The 15467-nt window shown below is 63.3% G+C and carries 18 protein-coding genes; 10 read left to right on the forward strand and 8 right to left on the reverse strand.

What is annotated here, in order from left to right:
- Positions 1 to 5 precede the first annotated feature (5 nt).
- Together AC07V8_RS09820 and AC07V8_RS09825 are read left to right on the forward strand one after the other, a co-directional pair.
- Positions 6 to 875: an N-formylglutamate amidohydrolase gene (locus AC07V8_RS09820; RefSeq protein ID WP_494677991.1), complete on the forward strand. Its 870-nt coding sequence runs from the start codon at positions 6 to 8 to the stop codon at positions 873 to 875.
- Positions 876 to 1025: 150 nt separating this feature from the next.
- The gene (locus AC07V8_RS09825; protein WP_494677990.1) at positions 1026 to 1787 is read left to right on the forward strand and encodes an IclR family transcriptional regulator; all 762 of its coding nucleotides are present in this window, start codon (positions 1026 to 1028) and stop codon (positions 1785 to 1787) included.
- Between the two features lie 29 nt (positions 1788 to 1816).
- Here the strand turns inward: AC07V8_RS09825 and AC07V8_RS09830 are convergent, their stop codons facing one another.
- Positions 1817 to 2926, reverse strand: a complete 1110-nt coding sequence (locus tag AC07V8_RS09830; RefSeq protein WP_494677989.1) for a glycosyl hydrolase family 18 protein — start codon at positions 2924 to 2926, stop codon at positions 1817 to 1819.
- A gap of 222 nt (positions 2927 to 3148) precedes the next feature.
- On the opposite strand from AC07V8_RS09830, the gene AC07V8_RS09835 reads away from it, so the two are divergent.
- The gene (locus AC07V8_RS09835) at positions 3149 to 3703 is read left to right on the forward strand and encodes an ester cyclase (RefSeq protein WP_494677988.1); all 555 of its coding nucleotides are present in this window, start codon (positions 3149 to 3151) and stop codon (positions 3701 to 3703) included.
- A 37-nt stretch (positions 3704 to 3740) separates the two neighbouring features.
- Positions 3741 to 4838 carry an alkene reductase gene (locus AC07V8_RS09840; RefSeq protein WP_494677987.1) on the forward strand — a complete coding sequence of 366 codons (1098 nt, stop codon included), beginning with the start codon at positions 3741 to 3743 and terminating at the stop codon, positions 4836 to 4838.
- A gap of 10 nt (positions 4839 to 4848) precedes the next feature.
- On the opposite strand, the gene AC07V8_RS09845 is transcribed toward AC07V8_RS09840, so the two are convergent.
- Genes AC07V8_RS09845 through AC07V8_RS09855 form a run of 3 tightly spaced genes read right to left on the reverse strand, consistent with a single transcriptional unit; the run spans position 4849 to position 7546 of the window.
- Positions 4849 to 5709, reverse strand: a complete 861-nt coding sequence (locus AC07V8_RS09845; protein ID WP_494677986.1) for a GNAT family N-acetyltransferase — start codon at positions 5707 to 5709, stop codon at positions 4849 to 4851.
- 20 nt (positions 5710 to 5729) lie between these two features.
- A complete protein-coding gene (locus AC07V8_RS09850; protein WP_494677985.1) occupies positions 5730 to 6635 on the reverse strand; it encodes a LysR family transcriptional regulator in 906 nt (301 codons plus the stop codon).
- A gap of 17 nt (positions 6636 to 6652) precedes the next feature.
- Positions 6653 to 7546, reverse strand: coding sequence for a LysR family transcriptional regulator (locus tag AC07V8_RS09855; RefSeq protein WP_494677984.1), 894 nt, complete (start codon positions 7544 to 7546; stop codon positions 6653 to 6655).
- Between the two features lie 98 nt (positions 7547 to 7644).
- Here AC07V8_RS09855 and AC07V8_RS09860 point away from each other — a divergent pair, with 98 nt between their 5' ends.
- The gene (locus AC07V8_RS09860; RefSeq protein WP_494677983.1) at positions 7645 to 8631 is read left to right on the forward strand and encodes an SDR family NAD(P)-dependent oxidoreductase; all 987 of its coding nucleotides are present in this window, start codon (positions 7645 to 7647) and stop codon (positions 8629 to 8631) included.
- A gap of 159 nt (positions 8632 to 8790) precedes the next feature.
- A complete protein-coding gene (locus tag AC07V8_RS09865) occupies positions 8791 to 9324 on the forward strand; it encodes a hypothetical protein (RefSeq protein WP_494677982.1) in 534 nt (177 codons plus the stop codon).
- A gap of 169 nt (positions 9325 to 9493) precedes the next feature.
- Here the strand turns inward: AC07V8_RS09865 and AC07V8_RS09870 are convergent, their stop codons facing one another.
- The gene (locus tag AC07V8_RS09870) at positions 9494 to 10114 is read right to left on the reverse strand and encodes a TetR/AcrR family transcriptional regulator (RefSeq protein ID WP_494677981.1); all 621 of its coding nucleotides are present in this window, start codon (positions 10112 to 10114) and stop codon (positions 9494 to 9496) included.
- A 124-nt stretch (positions 10115 to 10238) separates the two neighbouring features.
- Here AC07V8_RS09870 and AC07V8_RS09875 point away from each other — a divergent pair, with 124 nt between their 5' ends.
- On the forward strand, positions 10239 to 10898 hold the full coding sequence (locus AC07V8_RS09875; protein ID WP_494677980.1) for a Rossmann-fold NAD(P)-binding domain-containing protein: 660 nt from the start codon (positions 10239 to 10241) through the stop codon (positions 10896 to 10898).
- 15 nt (positions 10899 to 10913) lie between these two features.
- Here AC07V8_RS09875 and AC07V8_RS09880 read toward each other — a convergent pair whose 3' ends face one another.
- On the reverse strand, positions 10914 to 11537 hold the full coding sequence (locus AC07V8_RS09880) for a glutathione S-transferase family protein (RefSeq protein ID WP_494677979.1): 624 nt from the start codon (positions 11535 to 11537) through the stop codon (positions 10914 to 10916).
- A gap of 179 nt (positions 11538 to 11716) precedes the next feature.
- On the opposite strand from AC07V8_RS09880, the gene AC07V8_RS09885 reads away from it, so the two are divergent.
- Positions 11717 to 12001, forward strand: coding sequence for an HU family DNA-binding protein (locus AC07V8_RS09885; protein WP_061935477.1), 285 nt, complete (start codon positions 11717 to 11719; stop codon positions 11999 to 12001).
- Between the two features lie 229 nt (positions 12002 to 12230).
- A complete protein-coding gene (gene folE, locus AC07V8_RS09890; protein ID WP_494677978.1) occupies positions 12231 to 12866 on the forward strand; it encodes a GTP cyclohydrolase I FolE in 636 nt (211 codons plus the stop codon).
- A gap of 23 nt (positions 12867 to 12889) precedes the next feature.
- On the opposite strand, the gene AC07V8_RS09895 is transcribed toward folE, so the two are convergent.
- On the reverse strand, positions 12890 to 13744 hold the full coding sequence (locus tag AC07V8_RS09895; RefSeq protein WP_494677977.1) for a cysteine hydrolase family protein: 855 nt from the start codon (positions 13742 to 13744) through the stop codon (positions 12890 to 12892).
- Between the two features lie 36 nt (positions 13745 to 13780).
- Complete coding sequence (locus AC07V8_RS09900; RefSeq protein ID WP_494677976.1) at positions 13781 to 14260, reverse strand: HAD domain-containing protein; 480 nt, start codon at positions 14258 to 14260, stop codon at positions 13781 to 13783.
- Positions 14261 to 14468: 208 nt separating this feature from the next.
- Between AC07V8_RS09900 and AC07V8_RS09905 the strand changes: the two genes are divergently transcribed.
- Entirely contained in the window at positions 14469 to 15464 is a 996-nt protein-coding gene (locus AC07V8_RS09905) for an LLM class flavin-dependent oxidoreductase (protein ID WP_494677975.1), read from the forward strand.
- The last annotated feature ends 3 nt before the right edge of the window (positions 15465 to 15467 follow it).

Below are 15467 nucleotides of genomic sequence, written 5' to 3' on the forward strand. Positions count from 1 at the left end.
GCATCATGCAAGACACGTTTTTTCTCACCCGACCCGAGCAAGACAGGCAGATTCCGCTGATCTTCGATTCGCCGCACAGCAGCCGCTTCTGTCCGCCCGACATGCGCGCCATTGCGCCGGAGGCGGCGCTGATGTCCGGCTGGGACGCTTATGTCGATGAGCTGTGGAGCGGCGCGCCGCAGTCTGGCGCTACACTGCTGGCGGCCGGCGTGCACCGCAGCTACATCGATTTCAACCGCGCCCGCGGCGATATCGACCCGGAACTGCTGGACCAGCCCTGGCCGCAACCTATCCAGGTATCGGACAAGAGCAAGGCCGGGATGGGCCTGATCCGCCGCTACGCCCTGCCCGGCGTGCCCATGTACGAGCGCAAGCTGAGCGTGGCCGAGGTGCAGCAGCGCATCGAACATTATTACGATCCCTACCATGCGCAACTGAAGCAGCTGATCGATAGCGCCCACGCACGTTTTGGCCAGGTCTGGCATATCGATTGCCATTCCATGAAATCAGTCGGCAACGCCATGAATATCGACAACGGCGCGCGCCGTCCGGATTTCGTGCTGGGCGACCGCGACGGCAGCGCCGCCGATCCGGCCTTCACGCAATGGGTGGCGCAGCAGCTGCAGGCGCTGGGCTATATAGTCAAGATCAACGATCCCTATCGCGGCGCCGAACTGGTGCGCGCCTACAGCGATCCGCAGCATGGCCGCAACAGCATGCAGATAGAAATCAACCGCGCGCTGTACATGAACGAGCAAAGCCTGGAGCGCAGCACCGGCTTCGCCAAGCTGCAGGAGCAGCTTGCGCAACTGGCAGTAGCCATGTCGAGGTATATTAGTACCCTGAATCAGAAATTCGTTGAAGAAAAGCGATGAAATCGCTGTCATGCGTCGTTGCAAATACAGGGGACCACACCCTTGCTCCGTTTTGCGCCTAGCCTGACAGCGATTTCATCACTTTTCTCACTCAACGAACTTCTGACCCAGGACACTAGCGAAAAATTAATCTGATCAGAAGCAGGAAGCATGGCCGACTATACCGTTGCCGCAGTAGATGAAGCACTGGCGCTGTTGTTGCTGGTGGCGCAAAACCCGGGACTCGGGGTGACCGAGCTGTCGGTCCGCTCCGGCAACACCAAGGCGCGCACCTTCCGTCTGCTCTACACGCTGGAACAGCGCGGGCTGCTGCATCGCGAAGGCGATACGCCGACTTATCACCTGGGCTACAAGGCGCTGTATCTGGGCGTCGCCGCCCAGGAGCAGGTCAGCCTGGTGCGGGTGGCGCGCAGCCATCTGCGCGATATCGGCGGCATCTGCAATGAAAACGTCCAGGTGCGGGTGCGCGACGGCCTGGAAATGGTGTGCGTGGCGCGCTGGGAATCGACCCAGGCGATCCGCGTCCACACCGATGTCGGTAATCGCCGCCCGCTATACGCCGGCGCCTCCGGCAAGGTGCTGCTGGCGCACGCGCCGCAGCCGGTGCAAGAAGCGGTGCTGGCCGGTGCGCTGACCCGCTTCACCGACAACACCATCGTCGACCGCCAGGCGCTGGAAAAAGAACTGCAGCAAGTGCTGGCGCAAGGCTACGCGGTTTCCTTCGCCGAGCGCTCCAGCGGCGCGGTGGCGATCGCCGCACCCATCATGGACGCCGACGGCGCGGTGATCGCTTCGCTCAGCATCGCCGGCCCGGCCAGCCGCATCACCGCCGACAACCTGCAAGGCTTCATCGACCTGGTGGTGCAGCGCGCGCGCGACCTGTCGCTGGGCCTGGGATACGCTTACCGCTAAAGCAGCGCGGCAAGCGCTCCTGCCGCCACTTAGTTTTGCAGGCCGGCGTTGAAGGCCTTCCAGAAACTGCTGTCTTCCATGCCGAGCGCATACATCGAAGTGCCGCCCAGGCCGTAGGCATTCACCAGGCCGGTTTTCAGCTTGATGCTGGCGGCGTTCTCGCTCCACACAGTATGCGTGCCGCTGCCGTCCGTGGCCTTGTAATTGAACACCAGCGAGTCGGTCTTGGCGTCGTAGCGCGGCGTGACGCCGTACTGCTTGATTAACGCAGCAGTCTGGCGCCAGAACAGCTGGCTGCCGTCGCCCTTCTCCGGCCAGTCGTTGCCGTAGGCCGGGATGCCGTTCAGGATCTTGGCGGGCGCAGTCTTGCTGACAGCATAGTCGAGCGCATCTTCCATCCAGCCGGAACCGGCCACCGGACCCGGCGACCACACCGGAATGGTTTCATCGTAGGTCATGATCTGGATGAAGTCGACCGCCTGTCCCAGCGCCTGCAGGTCGAATGCCTTGTTGTAGTCATCGTTTTCATCGCTTGCCGAGAAGGCCGGTACGCTGATGATCAGCTTCAGGCCGTTGGCATGCAGCGCCGCGCCCAGGTCGGCGGCGAAACCGCTGAGGTTCGCGCGGTCTTGCGGCGCCACGTTTTCAAAATCGATATTGATGCCGGCCAGCCCCTTGGTTTGCGCCAGCGCCACCAGGTTGGCGATCGCCGCTGCCCGGTTGGCGGAGGTGACATCGTGCGCAATCGACGGGCTCCAGTCGTCAGCCATGTTGGAGATGCAGCCGTAGGCCGGGATTTTCTTGGCGGCCAGGAAGGCGAGCGCCTTGGCCAGCGCAGGATCGTCGTTTTCCGGGATCTCGCCGCTGCTGGCGATGTTCCAGAAGTCGATCGAGACGGTATTGAAATTCTGGTAATTCTTGGTGAGATCGCTGTAGTTGTTCGGATAGTCCGAGTAGTAGGCCAGCACCATTTTTCCCGGCGCGATTTGCGGCGCAGCCTTGGCTGCCGCCTGCGCTGCCGGGCCCGGCGTGGCAGCGCCGCTGCCATTGTCGCCGCCGCCGCAAGCTGCCAGCAGCGCGCCGGTCAGCAGCGAGGCCAGCGAGGAAGCGAGCAATTTCCTGTTCAAAGAGCTATGCATGAGTTATCCGGTGATCCGTTGAGTGAGTTAAATAGTTTCCTTGTGGATATATATTTTAAATGATAGCGCTGACTGTCGGGAGGCGGAATCGTGCTTCGATCTTCAATAAAAACAAGCAAATGATTCAATCGCTCGCCCAATTATCAAAATCCTCGCTGGAACGCACAATGCCCTCAATGCATGGCCGCATGCACTTTCATTTCATTTATTGCGAGGATTCCTATGTCACCAATCGTTCACCCGCATCGCCGCTTGTTGTCCGTTGCTGTTGCGGCGGCATGCCTGGGCATAATCGCCTCGGCAGCGCATGCCGACCAGCACAGCCTGCCTGAACCGCATCACATCGCCGTGGCTGGCAATGCCGCCGATGCCGCGCCGCTGATCTTGGCGGCGCGCCGTTATGCCGCGTTCTGGAATAGCGGCGAGGAACAATACGCACAACAAGCCCTGGCGCCGGATTTCATGGACCGCACCTTGCCCGCCGGCAGGCCGCAGGGCGTGGCCGGCCCGTTGCAGGCATCCAAGGGTTTCCGCGCTGCCGTGCCGGACCTCCGCGTTGAAATCGACGACCTGGTGGTCGCCGGCGACCGCGTCTCTCTGCATCTGCACTTCCGCGGTCATTTCAGCGGCCGGTTCGGCCAGCTCAAAGGGAGCGGCCAGCCTGTCGATTTCCAGGCCTTCGATCTGTACCGGGTAGCCGGCGGCCGCATCGCCGACAACTGGCACCTGGAAGACAACCAGACCCTGATGCAGCAACTCGGCGCGGCTCAACCCTGAGCCGGCCATCGTCAATTTCATTTTTTTAGGAGCAAGCATGTCTGCCATTTCACTGTTCGACCCACTCTCGCTGGGTAATCTTGAACTGCCCAACCGCGTCGTCATGGCGCCCATGACCCGCGCCCGCAGCTCGCAGCCGGGCGATATCCCCAACGCCATGATGGCGGAGTATTACGCCCAGCGCGCCAGCGCCGGCCTGATCGTCAGCGAAGCAACCCAGGTCTCGCGCCAGGGGCAAGGCTATTCCTTTACGCCCGGCATCTACCATCCGGATCAGGTCGCGGGATGGCGCCTGGTGACCGACGCCGTGCATGCCGCCGGCGGCAGGATCTTCCTGCAACTGTGGCACGTCGGCCGCGTTTCGCATTCGGTGTTCCAGGATGGCGGCGCGCCGGTGGCGCCGTCGGCGATCCAGCCGCGCGGCACCCAGGTCTGGATCGTCGGCGACGACGGCGTCGGCCGCATGGTCGATTGCCCGACGCCGCGCGCGCTTTCAGTGGCGGAAATCCAGGATGTGATTGCGGATTTCCGCCAAGGCGCCGCCAACGCCATCGCCGCCGGTTTCGACGGCGTTGAAATCCACGGCGGCAACGGCTACCTGGTTGACCAGTTCCTGCGCACCGTCTCCAACCAGCGCACCGATCAATACGGCGGCGCTGTCGAAAACCGCACTCGCTTCCTGCTGGAGCTGGCGGCCGCGGTGGCGGACGAAATCGGCGCCCACCGGCTCGGTATCAGGCTGGCGCCCTACATCACCTTCAAGGACATGGCGGATCCGGAAATCGTCCCAGCCATCCTGCATGCGGCTGCCGGCCTCGATCGCATCGGCGTCGCCTACATTCATTTGTCGGAAGCGGACTGGGATGACGCGCCCACCATCCCGGATCACTTCCGTCATGATTTGCGCAAGGCGTACAGCGGCAGCCTGATCGTCGCCGGCCGCTACGACAGCGCCCGCGCGGCGCAGATCCTGGAGCAGGGCCTGGCGGACCTGGTGGCGTTCGGCCGGCCCTTCGTCGGCAATCCCGACCTGCCGCGCCGCCTGGCGGAAAACCTGGCGCTGGCCGGACACGATGGCGCTACCTTGTTCGGCGGTTCAGCTGACGGCTATACCGACTATCCGCCGGCAGCCTAGCAAGACGAGCTTACCAGCACAATTCGTAGACGGTCCAGCGCGGTTCATATTCGCTGAAGCCAAGTTTCTGATGCAGCCGCATGGACGCCGTATTGCCGGTAGCGACCAGGGCCCGCATCTCCGTCTCGTTCTGTGATCGCAGCTGCGCCGCCGTCAGCTGGTAAAGCTGTTCGGCGAGTCCCCTGCCGCGCCAGGCATGACGCACGCCGACGCCTTCGACGCTGCAGCCGTCGACCATGACAAAGGCTTGGTACTCGCCATCTGCATCGGCCAGTATCAGGCTGGCCTGTGGGTTTGCCGCCAGCCATTCTTCGCGCAAGGCGGCCTGCTCGGGAATCGGCGAATTCGGCACGCCGGCAAATGTCTCCGCATAACAGGCGTGCAGCTTGCCCCAGTCGATGGCGTCGCGGCCGACCGCCTGCAAGCCTGCCGGCAAGTCAGCCGCGGCAGCCAGCGGCAATGCGCGGGAAAAATTCACAAACTCGAACAAGGCGCTGAAACCGGCTCGCTGCAGGCCTTCGCGCTTGGCGGATTCGCCGGCCCGTACGCTGATGCGCAGCCTTTGCGCGCCGGCGGCACGGACTTCTTCGCTGACGATGCCGATCAAGGCCGTGGCGACCTCGACATCCGCCGCTATCAGGGGCGAACCGTAGGCACAGCCGTCGGCGGCGATGCCGAGCGTCACCCAGGCCGCGCATCCCGCGACCTGCTCGGCGCGCCAGATCATGACCACGTTCTGGCCGTGCGCACGGGCTGGACTCTGCAAATCGTGGGCGAGCGTGTGAACCAGGTGCGGCGCCAACTGCCGGTTCCACAGGTCTTGCAGCATGGGCAGCGCGGCGGGCAGCAAAGGCGTGATGTGTAGGGACATGATAATCAGACGGCGACGGTTTACTCCAGGCCAGCCGCGGCTGCGGCAAAGCGTTCCTGCAAGAATTCGATCAGCAGCTTGACCCTGGGCGGCTGGAAGCGGCTGCGGTGGTACAGCACGCTGAGCGGCGCGCTTTCGGTGAAAAATTCGTCCAGTACCGTGATCAGGCGTCCGGCCCGAATATCGTCGGCGACGTCGAGCAGCGATTTGTAGGCATAGCCGTGGCCGCGCAACGCCCATTTGCGGATGATTTCGCCATCGTTGCTTTGCTGGTAGCGATTCAGGCGCACCGATTTCGGCTTGCCGCCGGCGCGGTAGCGCCATTCGTTCATCGGTCCGGCGGCGGTCAGCAGCACCAGCGCCGGCAGGGCGGTCAGCTGTTCGGGGGTTTGCGGCTTGCCTGCGCGCACCGCGCATTCCGGCGCGACGCACACCACGCGCCGGCCCGGCGCCAGCGTCCGCGCCACCATGCCGCTGTCGGCCAGGACGCCGTAGCGTATCGCCAGGTCGATATCGTCCTGCACCAGGTTGGCGGCGGAATCCGTCAGCGACAGCGCGAACTGCACCTGCGGATACAGCTGACGGAATTCGTCGAGATAGGCCAGCAGCAGATTGCGCCCCAGGTCCGATGGCGCCGAAATCCGCACGGTTCCCTGCACCAGGCTCTTACCGGCCTGCAACGCCTGCTCGGCCTCATCCATCAGCTCTAGCGCCTGCTGGCTATACAGCTTGTATAGCTGGCCCTCTTCGGTCAGGCGCAGGCGGCGCGTGGTGCGTTCGAACAGCTTGACCCGCAAGCTCGCCTCCAGCCGCTGGATCGCCGCGCTGGATGCGGCCGGCGACAAGCCATGCTTGCGCCCCGCCGCGGAAAAGCTGCCGAGCGTGGAGGCATCGATAAACAGTTTCATGACGCTGAGTCGGTCCATGGCATTGGTGCGCTGGGTCAGACGGCTTGTGCAATATAGCTGGAAACGCCGGCCGCCAGTGCATCGAAGGCAGTGCGGCAGCGTTCGCTGGAGCGCAGGTCTTCGTGCATCACGATCCAGGTTTCCAGCTCGCTCTTGACGGCGCCGGCCAGCACCGGCCGCAAATCAGGATTGTGGCGGGCCAAAGGCGTCTGGCACATGCCGATGCCGTAGCCGGCGCGGATCGCCGCCAGCTGCGCCAGCTGGTTGTCGGTGCACAGCGAGAACATCTCGCGCGAGAGCTGCAGGCCGCGCTGTTGCATGGCGCGGATGTAGCTGGTTTCCTGGTCGAAGCCGATCAGCGCATGCTGCTTGAGTTCCGCCACGCTGGCCGGCATGCCGGCCTGGTCCAGATAGCGGCGGTGCGCAAACAGGGCGAGCGGAATCACGCCGACCTTGCGCGCGACCAATGCGCTCTGGCTCGGCTGCACCATGCGCACCGCAATGTCGGCGTCGCGCTGCAGCAGGTCCTGGGTGCGGTTGGACAGCACCAGTTCGACGGTGATGTCGGGACGCGCCTCACGCAAGGCGGTCAGGATGGGCGGCAGGACTTCGGCCCCGACCACGTCCGCCGCCGTGATGCGCACCGTGCCGCGCTGGCTGGCGGCGGTCGAGGCGCGCCGCAGCGCATTGGCGGTGACGCGCAGGTTGTCGGCAAAGGGCCGCAAGGCCAGGGCGGTGTCGGTCGGCGCCAGCCCGGTTTGCGAGCGGGTGAACAGCTTGACGCCCAGCGCCTGCTCCAGCGCTTCGATCTGGCGGCCGATGGTAGGCTGGGTCAGGCCCAGGCTGCGGGCGCCGCCGGACAGCGAGCCCTCTTCCAGCACGGCCAGGAAAGCACGGTACAGATCCCATCCGGGTTCTTGGGTAGTCATACAAATATGTATAGCTGTTATGTCGAGATCGCCAATTTTAAACTAATCCCGCCGCTGTTACGCTGGACTCCTGCTTTCTTTATCCAAGGAGATTCACCATGCAACAGCCTGCAACACCACACACACCGCGGAAAATTGCCCTGGTCCTGGGCGCCACCGGCGGCATCGGCAACGCCATGGCGCACAAGCTGCTGCAGCGCGGCTGGCAAGTGCGCGCGCTGCACCGCCGTGCCGCCCAGATGGCCGCCGCCGGCAGCAGCGGCATCGACTGGCGCCAGGGCGACGCCATGCAGCAGGCCGACGTCGTCGCTGCCGCCGAGGGCGCGGCAATCATCGTTCATGCGGTCAATCCGCCCGGCTACCGCAACTGGGGCGAGCTGGTGCTGCCGATGATAGACAACAGCATCGCCGCCGCTCGCATGTCCGGCGCGCGCATCATCCTGCCCGGCACCGTCTACAACTACGGCGCCGACGCTTTCCCCGAGCTGAGCGAGACGTCGCCGCAAAATCCGTTCACGCGCAAGGGCGCGATACGGGTCCAGATGGAAGGCCGGCTGCGCAGCGCGGCGCAAAGCGGCGTGCGTTCGCTGGTGGTGCGCGCCGGCGATTTCTTCGGGCCGCACCTGGCCAATTCCTGGTTTGCGCAAGGCATGCTGAAGCCGGGCCGCCCGGTGACGGCGGTCACCTACCCTGGCAAGCGCGGCATCGGCCACCAGTGGGCTTACCTGCCGGACGTGGCAGAGACCATGATGCAGCTGATCGAGCGCGAAGACGCCCTGGCCGCTTTCGATACCTTCCACATGAACGGTCACTGGGATGCCGACGGCACCGAAATGGTGGCCGCCATCGCCCGCGCCGCCGGGCAGGCGGATCTGAAGGTGAGGAGTTTCCCCTGGTGGCTGCTGCCGGCGCTGGCGCCCTTTGTGCCGATCATGCGCGAGCTGCGCGAGGTCGCCTACCTGTGGCGCCAGCCCTTGCGCATGAACAACCGCCGCCTGCTCAAGGTGCTGGGCAGCGAGCCGCATACCGGCTGGGATCAGGCGGTGCACAGCACGTTGGCAGGCATGGCTTGCATCAAAGCATGATCCACGAGCAATATTATATTTTGCGGTAATTGGTTCCCGGGAATTCATGTCGAGGGATAATGCGTCTTGAACTTGATTCACAAACGGCGGTAGCCGCCAGCGCGCATTTCTGCGGAAGCGCCAGGCGGCTGCGGCCATCAATATTGGAAGCAACGCATTTTGAACACGACAAGAACCAAGCGCTGGACCGGCAAGATGGATTCCCTGACAACTGACTATCTGAAAGATGTCATGGGCAAGATGGAAGTGTACGGCGACCGCGTACAGTTTGGACTGACCAGCCCGGGCCCGCGCCCGTATTATCAGCTCACCAACAGCTCCGACAAGAAGATGGCCTTCGACGGCAACAACCATCTGCTGCATCCGAAGGAAGACGAATTCGTCGGCGTCAACAGCACGCCGGTCTTCTCGCTGGAGCAGATCAAGGCCGCCATCGCCGCCGGCGGCTTCCGCTCCACCAGCAGCAGCTCCCGCAGTTCCAGCGGCGCTACCCGCAGCAGCAGCCCGCGCGCCGGTTCGTCGGCGATGAAAGCCAAGGACCTGATCGACGCTGCACGGTATGAATATTTCAGAAGCAACCGCCAGATCATGCCGGACGGCATAGGCGAGCATTCGGCGGAAATCACCGAACTGATGCTCAAAGGCAGTTCGGCCGCGGACGCCTTCAGCGAAGTCATCAAGCGTCATTTCTGATGCGCCAGCGGCGGCCCGGCAGCGCGCCGGGCCGCCGCATCGGTCAGCCCCGGCCGGGCTGGCATATGGCCGGATCGGTCGCCGGCGCGCTGATCGGCCAGTACGGCATCCCCCTCTCAGGTTTCCCCCAATCCCTGCCTCGCGTTGCCCTGCCGGCTGATGCAGGATGTCAGCGTTCGGCGGGAAGCTGGTAATAGGCCAGGAACATGTCCACCGCCGAATCCACCACCTGCTGCTGCATCTTGGCCTCCAGCGGCGGCTGGCCCAAGGTGATCTGCGGCCAGAACGCAAAGGTTTTCAACAGGCTCTGCAGCTGATGCGCGGCGAACGCCGGATCCACGGTTTTCAGCCGGCCGTCGGCCTGGGCCGCGACGATCCAGGTGTTGACGCCTTCTTCCCGCTGGCCCATCCTGGCCACCATGTCCTGGGTTCGTTCCGGCGAATGGATGGCGGCGGCGATGGCGACCCGCGCCAGGTCGAGGAAATTGCTGTCGTTGAGCATGCGCATTTTCGATTGCAGCAGTTCGCGCAACTGCCCCCGCAGGGGTTTTCCGGGACGATAGCTGAGCGCGCTGTGCTCTTCGCTGGTCTGCCACAGCCGGGTCAGGATTTCCGCGAACAGTTCTTCCTTGCCGGGGAAATGGTTGTAGACCGTACGTTTGGAGACTTCGGCGCGGGCGGCGATCTTGTCCATGCTGGTGGTTTCGAAGCCGTTGCTGCGGAATTCGGCGATGGCTGCCTGGACGATGGCCTCGCGCTTGCGGTCGGTGAGGCGTTGGACTGGGGTCATGTTGTATCTCGGGATGACGGATAGCTGAATTTTACACCACCCAGTTTACTTTTTGAAAAATAGGCACTACGCTGCGTAGTGTCGTTATTTGCCGGATATGCGGCGCTCAAGATCGGGATAAGCGATGAAAGTCATACTGTTTGGCGCCAGCGGCATGGTCGGACAAGGCGTGCTGCGCGAGTGCCTGCTGGACGACGGCGTCGATAAGGTACTGGTGGTCGGCCGCGCGCCGCTGGCCGTCGCGCACGACAAGCTGAGCCAGATCGTGCTGCCCGATATCAGCCGGCTGGCCGAGCGCGCAGACGCCTTGCAGGATATCGACGCCTGCTTCTTTTGCCTCGGGGTGTCGGCGGCCGGCATGACGGAAGCGCGCTACAGCGAACTGACTTACGACCTCATGCTGGCTGCCGCCGGCGCCGTCGCGGCAGCCAGTCCGCGCATGACCCTGACTTACGTATCCGGCGCCGGCACCGATTCCAGCGAGCGCGGCGGCATCATGTGGGCGCGCGTCAAGGGACGCACCGAAAACGCCCTGTTGCGGCTGCCGATCAAGGCCGCCTTCATGTTCCGTCCGGGAGTGATCCAGCCGCTGCACGGGGTGGTGTCCAAGACCCGTTCCTACCGCCTGTTCTATTTGCTGGCCGGGCCGCTGCTGCCATTGGCGAAGCGGCTCTTCCCCAAGCACATCACCAGCACCGAGCAGATCGGCCGCGCCATGATCAGGCTGGCGCGCCAGGGCGGCCCCAGCCGGGTGCTGGAAAGCGCCGACATCAACGCCGTGTAGGCATCCTCAATCTCTTCAAGGCAGGCCGTTGCGGCCGTGCCGCAGGAAACCGGGGCGCTGGCTGAGCCGTTCAAAGTAGGCGCTTACGGCCGGATACGCGGCATGCTGCATGGGCGTCGTCAGCCAGCGGTTGACCGACAGGCCGAGCGGCACGTCGGCCAGCGTGAAGCTGTCGCCCAATACGTAGGCGCCGGTGGCCGCCAGCTGCTGTTCCAGGATGCCGATGTGGCGCGACCAGCTGGTCAGCGAAGCCGCCAGCGCGGCGGCGTCGTTGTAATCGGGATGTTTCCGGACCAGCGCCACAAACGCGTAGCGCCAGGAATTGTTCAGTTCGGTCGCCTGCCAGTCCATCCATTGCTCCGCCAGCGCCCGTTCGCGCGGCGCCGCCGGCAGCAGCCGGCCGTCGCCGTAGGCCGTGGCCAGGTAGCGGATGATAGCGTTGGACTCCCACAGCACGAAATCGCCGTCCTGGATGACCGGCACCATGGCGTTCGGATTCAGCGCCAAGTAATCGGGCGTATCGGTAGCGCGAAAGCCGCTGCCCCAGTCTTCCCGTTCGAACGGCAGGCCCAGTTCATCGCAGGTCCAGAGCACTTTGCGAACGTTGATGGACGACGCTTTTCCCAGAATTTTCAGCATGAGGACTCTCTTTTTTTATCGTAAAAGCGGGTTTTTTTGCTACAGATATGCATCGCTGCACGCGGAATTTTAAAAGCAATTTGTCTGAAACCCGCGATTGCGGTAGTCTACATCGCCGATTCCAAGCAAATACGGTGCTAGAATTTGCAACTCACCACTTTTTTTGAGGATTTAACGAAATGAACAAAACCGAATTGATCGACGCCATTGCTACCGACTGCGAAATCTCGAAGGCCGCTGCACAGCGCGCGTTGGAGTCCGTCGTGGACAATGTGATCAAGGCTGTTACTAAAGGCAGTACTGTTCAATTGATTGGATTTGGTTCGTTCTCTTCCGGTAAGCGTGCCGCTCGCGTCGGTCGCAACCCACGTACCGGCGAAGCAATCAAGATCGCTGCAGCCAAGACTGTGAAATTCACAGCTGGTAAAGCATTCAAAGATGCTGTGAACAAGAAGAAGAAATAAGGTAACAATCGTCATTCAGTGCGACTGAGTGCCAGCCCCTTGAAGCGATTCGAGGGGTTTTTTTTCGTCCCTTCATTTTTCATGGATAGAAAAATCCTGACGACCTCCACAGCCGCCGTTGCCGCGCGGCGCTTCGGGCGCCATCATTTTCATGAACTAAATTGCAAGTAAATTTGTCTATCAAATACGTGCCTGGAATTCCACGCATTCAACCAGGGAAGGAAGCAGCATGTCCACGGCAGACCATTGCGATCATCATTTTTCACCTGAGCGCGGGCAGGTCGGCATCCGCCGCGTACGTCCGTTCGATGCGGCGGCGTTCGAGCAGGCGGTGGCCGCCATGCTGGAGGCCAGCGGCATCGAAATCGATCCGGTGCATACCGGCAGGACTGCGCAGCGGGTGGGAGAACTTTGGCAAAGACGCCTGCTGGACGGCTACGATATCGATCCGGCGGAAGCGCTGGGCGCCGGTTTTGAAGATGCGCGCCGCGACATGGTGGTGATCCGCAATATCGCAGTGCATGGCGTATGCCCGCACCATTTGCTGCCGTTCCGCGGCGTGGCGCATGTCGCCTATCTGCCGGGCGGGCGCTTGCACGGTTTCGGCCGGATCGCGCGCATGATCGACGCCATCGGCCATCGCTACACCTATCAGGAATGGATGACGAACGACATCGCCAACCTGCTGGTCACGCACGGCGCAGCGCAAGGCGCCGCTTGCCTGATCGAAGCCGAGCAGCTCTGCTTGCTGATGGGTGAAAACCGGCGCGGCGACGAACGCGTTGTGACCCAATGCTACGCCGGCGAGTTCGAACGCAATGCCCAGGCCCGCACCGAGTTCCTGCACGCTGTCGGACGTCGATGATCAACCGCTGGCGCGTCAGCTGTTCAGCTGTTCGCGTTTTGCAACAGCTCCGCCAGCACCTCGGCGGCCTGCGCGTTGCGCGCCCCGCGCGCCGTCATGGCCGCGACAAATTCCCGGTACTGCTGTTCGAAGCCGCTCACCGGACTCATGCAATCGCTCACCAGCACCAGTTTCGCCATATGCTGCGGACCGAAATGATCGGCGATGTGTTCGGTGGTGGCTTTCACGCAATGGCTGCCGGCTTCGCCGGTGATATAGATGCGCTCTGCCGCGGCCAGGCTGGCGAGGAAGGCCTGGTTGGATTGTGTCAGCGGATCGTCCGGATCCGGCACTTCGGCCTGCACGGCGGAATAGTGCTCGGTCCACGGATTGCTGCCCTTGCTGATCTTGGCGACGCTGCGCAGGGTGCGTTCTTCCCAGCGGTTGTAGGCGCGCCGCACATCGGCATGGACGTTGTGCCCCCATGAGCCGATCTCGCAATGGACCGGCCAGATCATCAGCCGGTAGCGCCCTGCTGCTTCCAGCTGATCCAGATAGTGCAAGACCCGCGGCAAAGCGCTGGCCAGGCGCGGCAGGTAGCTGCCGTCGCGTACCTCTGCCGCCGCAATCTGGGTGAACGGTGCAACTTCGCCGCCGCCGGCTGTCATCCAGAAGCCGGGATGGGCGATATCGAGCCGGTGATGCGAGTCGAGCGTGATGCTGATGGCGCTGAGGCCGGCGCCGCCGTGCTCGATCAGGCCGGCCACGCGCAGCATGTCGGCGTGGGCGCCCGGCACCGGCAGCGCAGGTACGGCCTGGCTGTCCGGCAGGTAGCCCGAAGGAAGATCGCAAAAATCGTTTTGCGGATCGATGATCAACATGTGTAGATTGCGGCGCATCTGCGGCTCCTATACTACCTGTCTGGTTTCCCCGGATTACAGCGCTGCCAGCATTTTCTTCAATGCGTCCTGTGTGGCCGGATAGCTGAGACCCAGGTTGCCCTTGGTTTCCAGCAGATGGTCGCGGCAGGCCGCCGGCCAGCCGAAGGCATCGTCGTCCAGCGCCAGCCAGCTGGTCGGCTTGCGCCGTTCGACATCGCGCCAGACCTGCATGCCGCGCGGCATGGTGTCGAATTCCGCCGGCGTCAGCTTGGGGTGATGGAAGGTGGAGCCGATCACGCGCTCGCGCAGGCTTTCCGTCAGTTCCTGCCGGGTGTCGTCGAATCCCAGCGCCCGGATCCAGCTGGTGGAGAGGACGATCTTGATCTCGGGATAAGGCGCCAGCAATTCTTCCAGGATCGGCATCCACTCAAAGAATGCACGGTCGGGAGTGGCGATATAGAGGCCGCGCTTGCGGTTGCGGATTACCTTGGCGTCGTGCAGCACGCCGTTGTAGTCCAGATAGAGAATTTTCATGGAGCGTCGGTTATCAAGGTTGAATCGGAATCTCTGCCTGGGCAGGAATGCCGCTATTAGACCAGCAAGTTTACTCCAAGTGGATCGCCATGGTCCCGCAAATCGGCCGCATCGGGCGCGGCGCCATCAAAACAGCGCGCCGCCAGCAGGCCTGAAGCACTGCGGCTATACTCGAAAACCGCACCGATAGCTGAACAAGGAAGTCGCCGTGATACCAATTTCAATTCTGGACCTGGTCCGCATCAGAGAGGGCAGCGATGCCCGCGCCGCGCTCGATCATGCGCGCGATCTGGCCTTGCATGCCGAGGGCTGGAACTACCGCCGTTTCTGGATGGCAGAACATCACAACATGCGCGGCATCGCCAGCGCCGCCACCGCGGTCGCCATCGGCCACGTGGCCGCCGGCACCAGCACGATCCGGGTCGGCGCCGGCGGCGTCATGCTGCCGAACCACTCGCCGCTGGTGATCGCCGAACAGTTCGGCACGCTGGCCTCGCTGTTCCCCGGACGTATCGATCTGGGCCTGGGACGCGCGCCCGGCTCCGACCAGGCCACCACGCGTGCGTTGCGGCGCGACCCGGCCAGCGCCGAATCGTTTCCGCAAGACGTGCTGGAGCTGCAAGCCTTCCTGGCGCCGGCCGAAACCGGCCAGCGCATCGTCGCGGTGCCGGGCCATGGCACCAACGTGCCGCTGTGGATACTGGGATCGAGCACCTTTGGCGCCCGGCTGGCGGCGGAGCTTGGCCTGCCTTATGCCTTCGCTTCGCATTTCGCCCCCGATTCGCTGGAGATGGCGCTGCAGATGTACCGCGCGCAGTTCAAGCCGTCGCGCCAGCAAGCCAGGCCGTATGCCATGGTCGGCGTCAACATCATCGCCGCCGACAGCGATGCCGAGGCACGGCGCCTGGCCACCACCCAGCAGATGTCCTTCACCGACATGCACCGTGGCGTGCGCGGCCTCAGCAAGCCGCCTATCGACGATATCGAAAGCTACTGGTCGCCGCTGGAAAAGGCCCAGGCTTCGCACATGCTGGCGCATTCGATCATCGGCTCGCCCGAGACCGTGCGCGCGGGCATCGAGCGCTTCCTGCTGCTCACCGGCGCCGATGAACTGATGATTGTGTCCGACGTCTTCGAGCACAAGGCGCGCCTGCATTCGTATGAACTGATCGCTGAAATTGCGCGCGCCATCGAGCCGCTCTGAGCT

It is taken from the genome of Collimonas sp. GW821-FHT02H07, assembly GCF_059421505.1.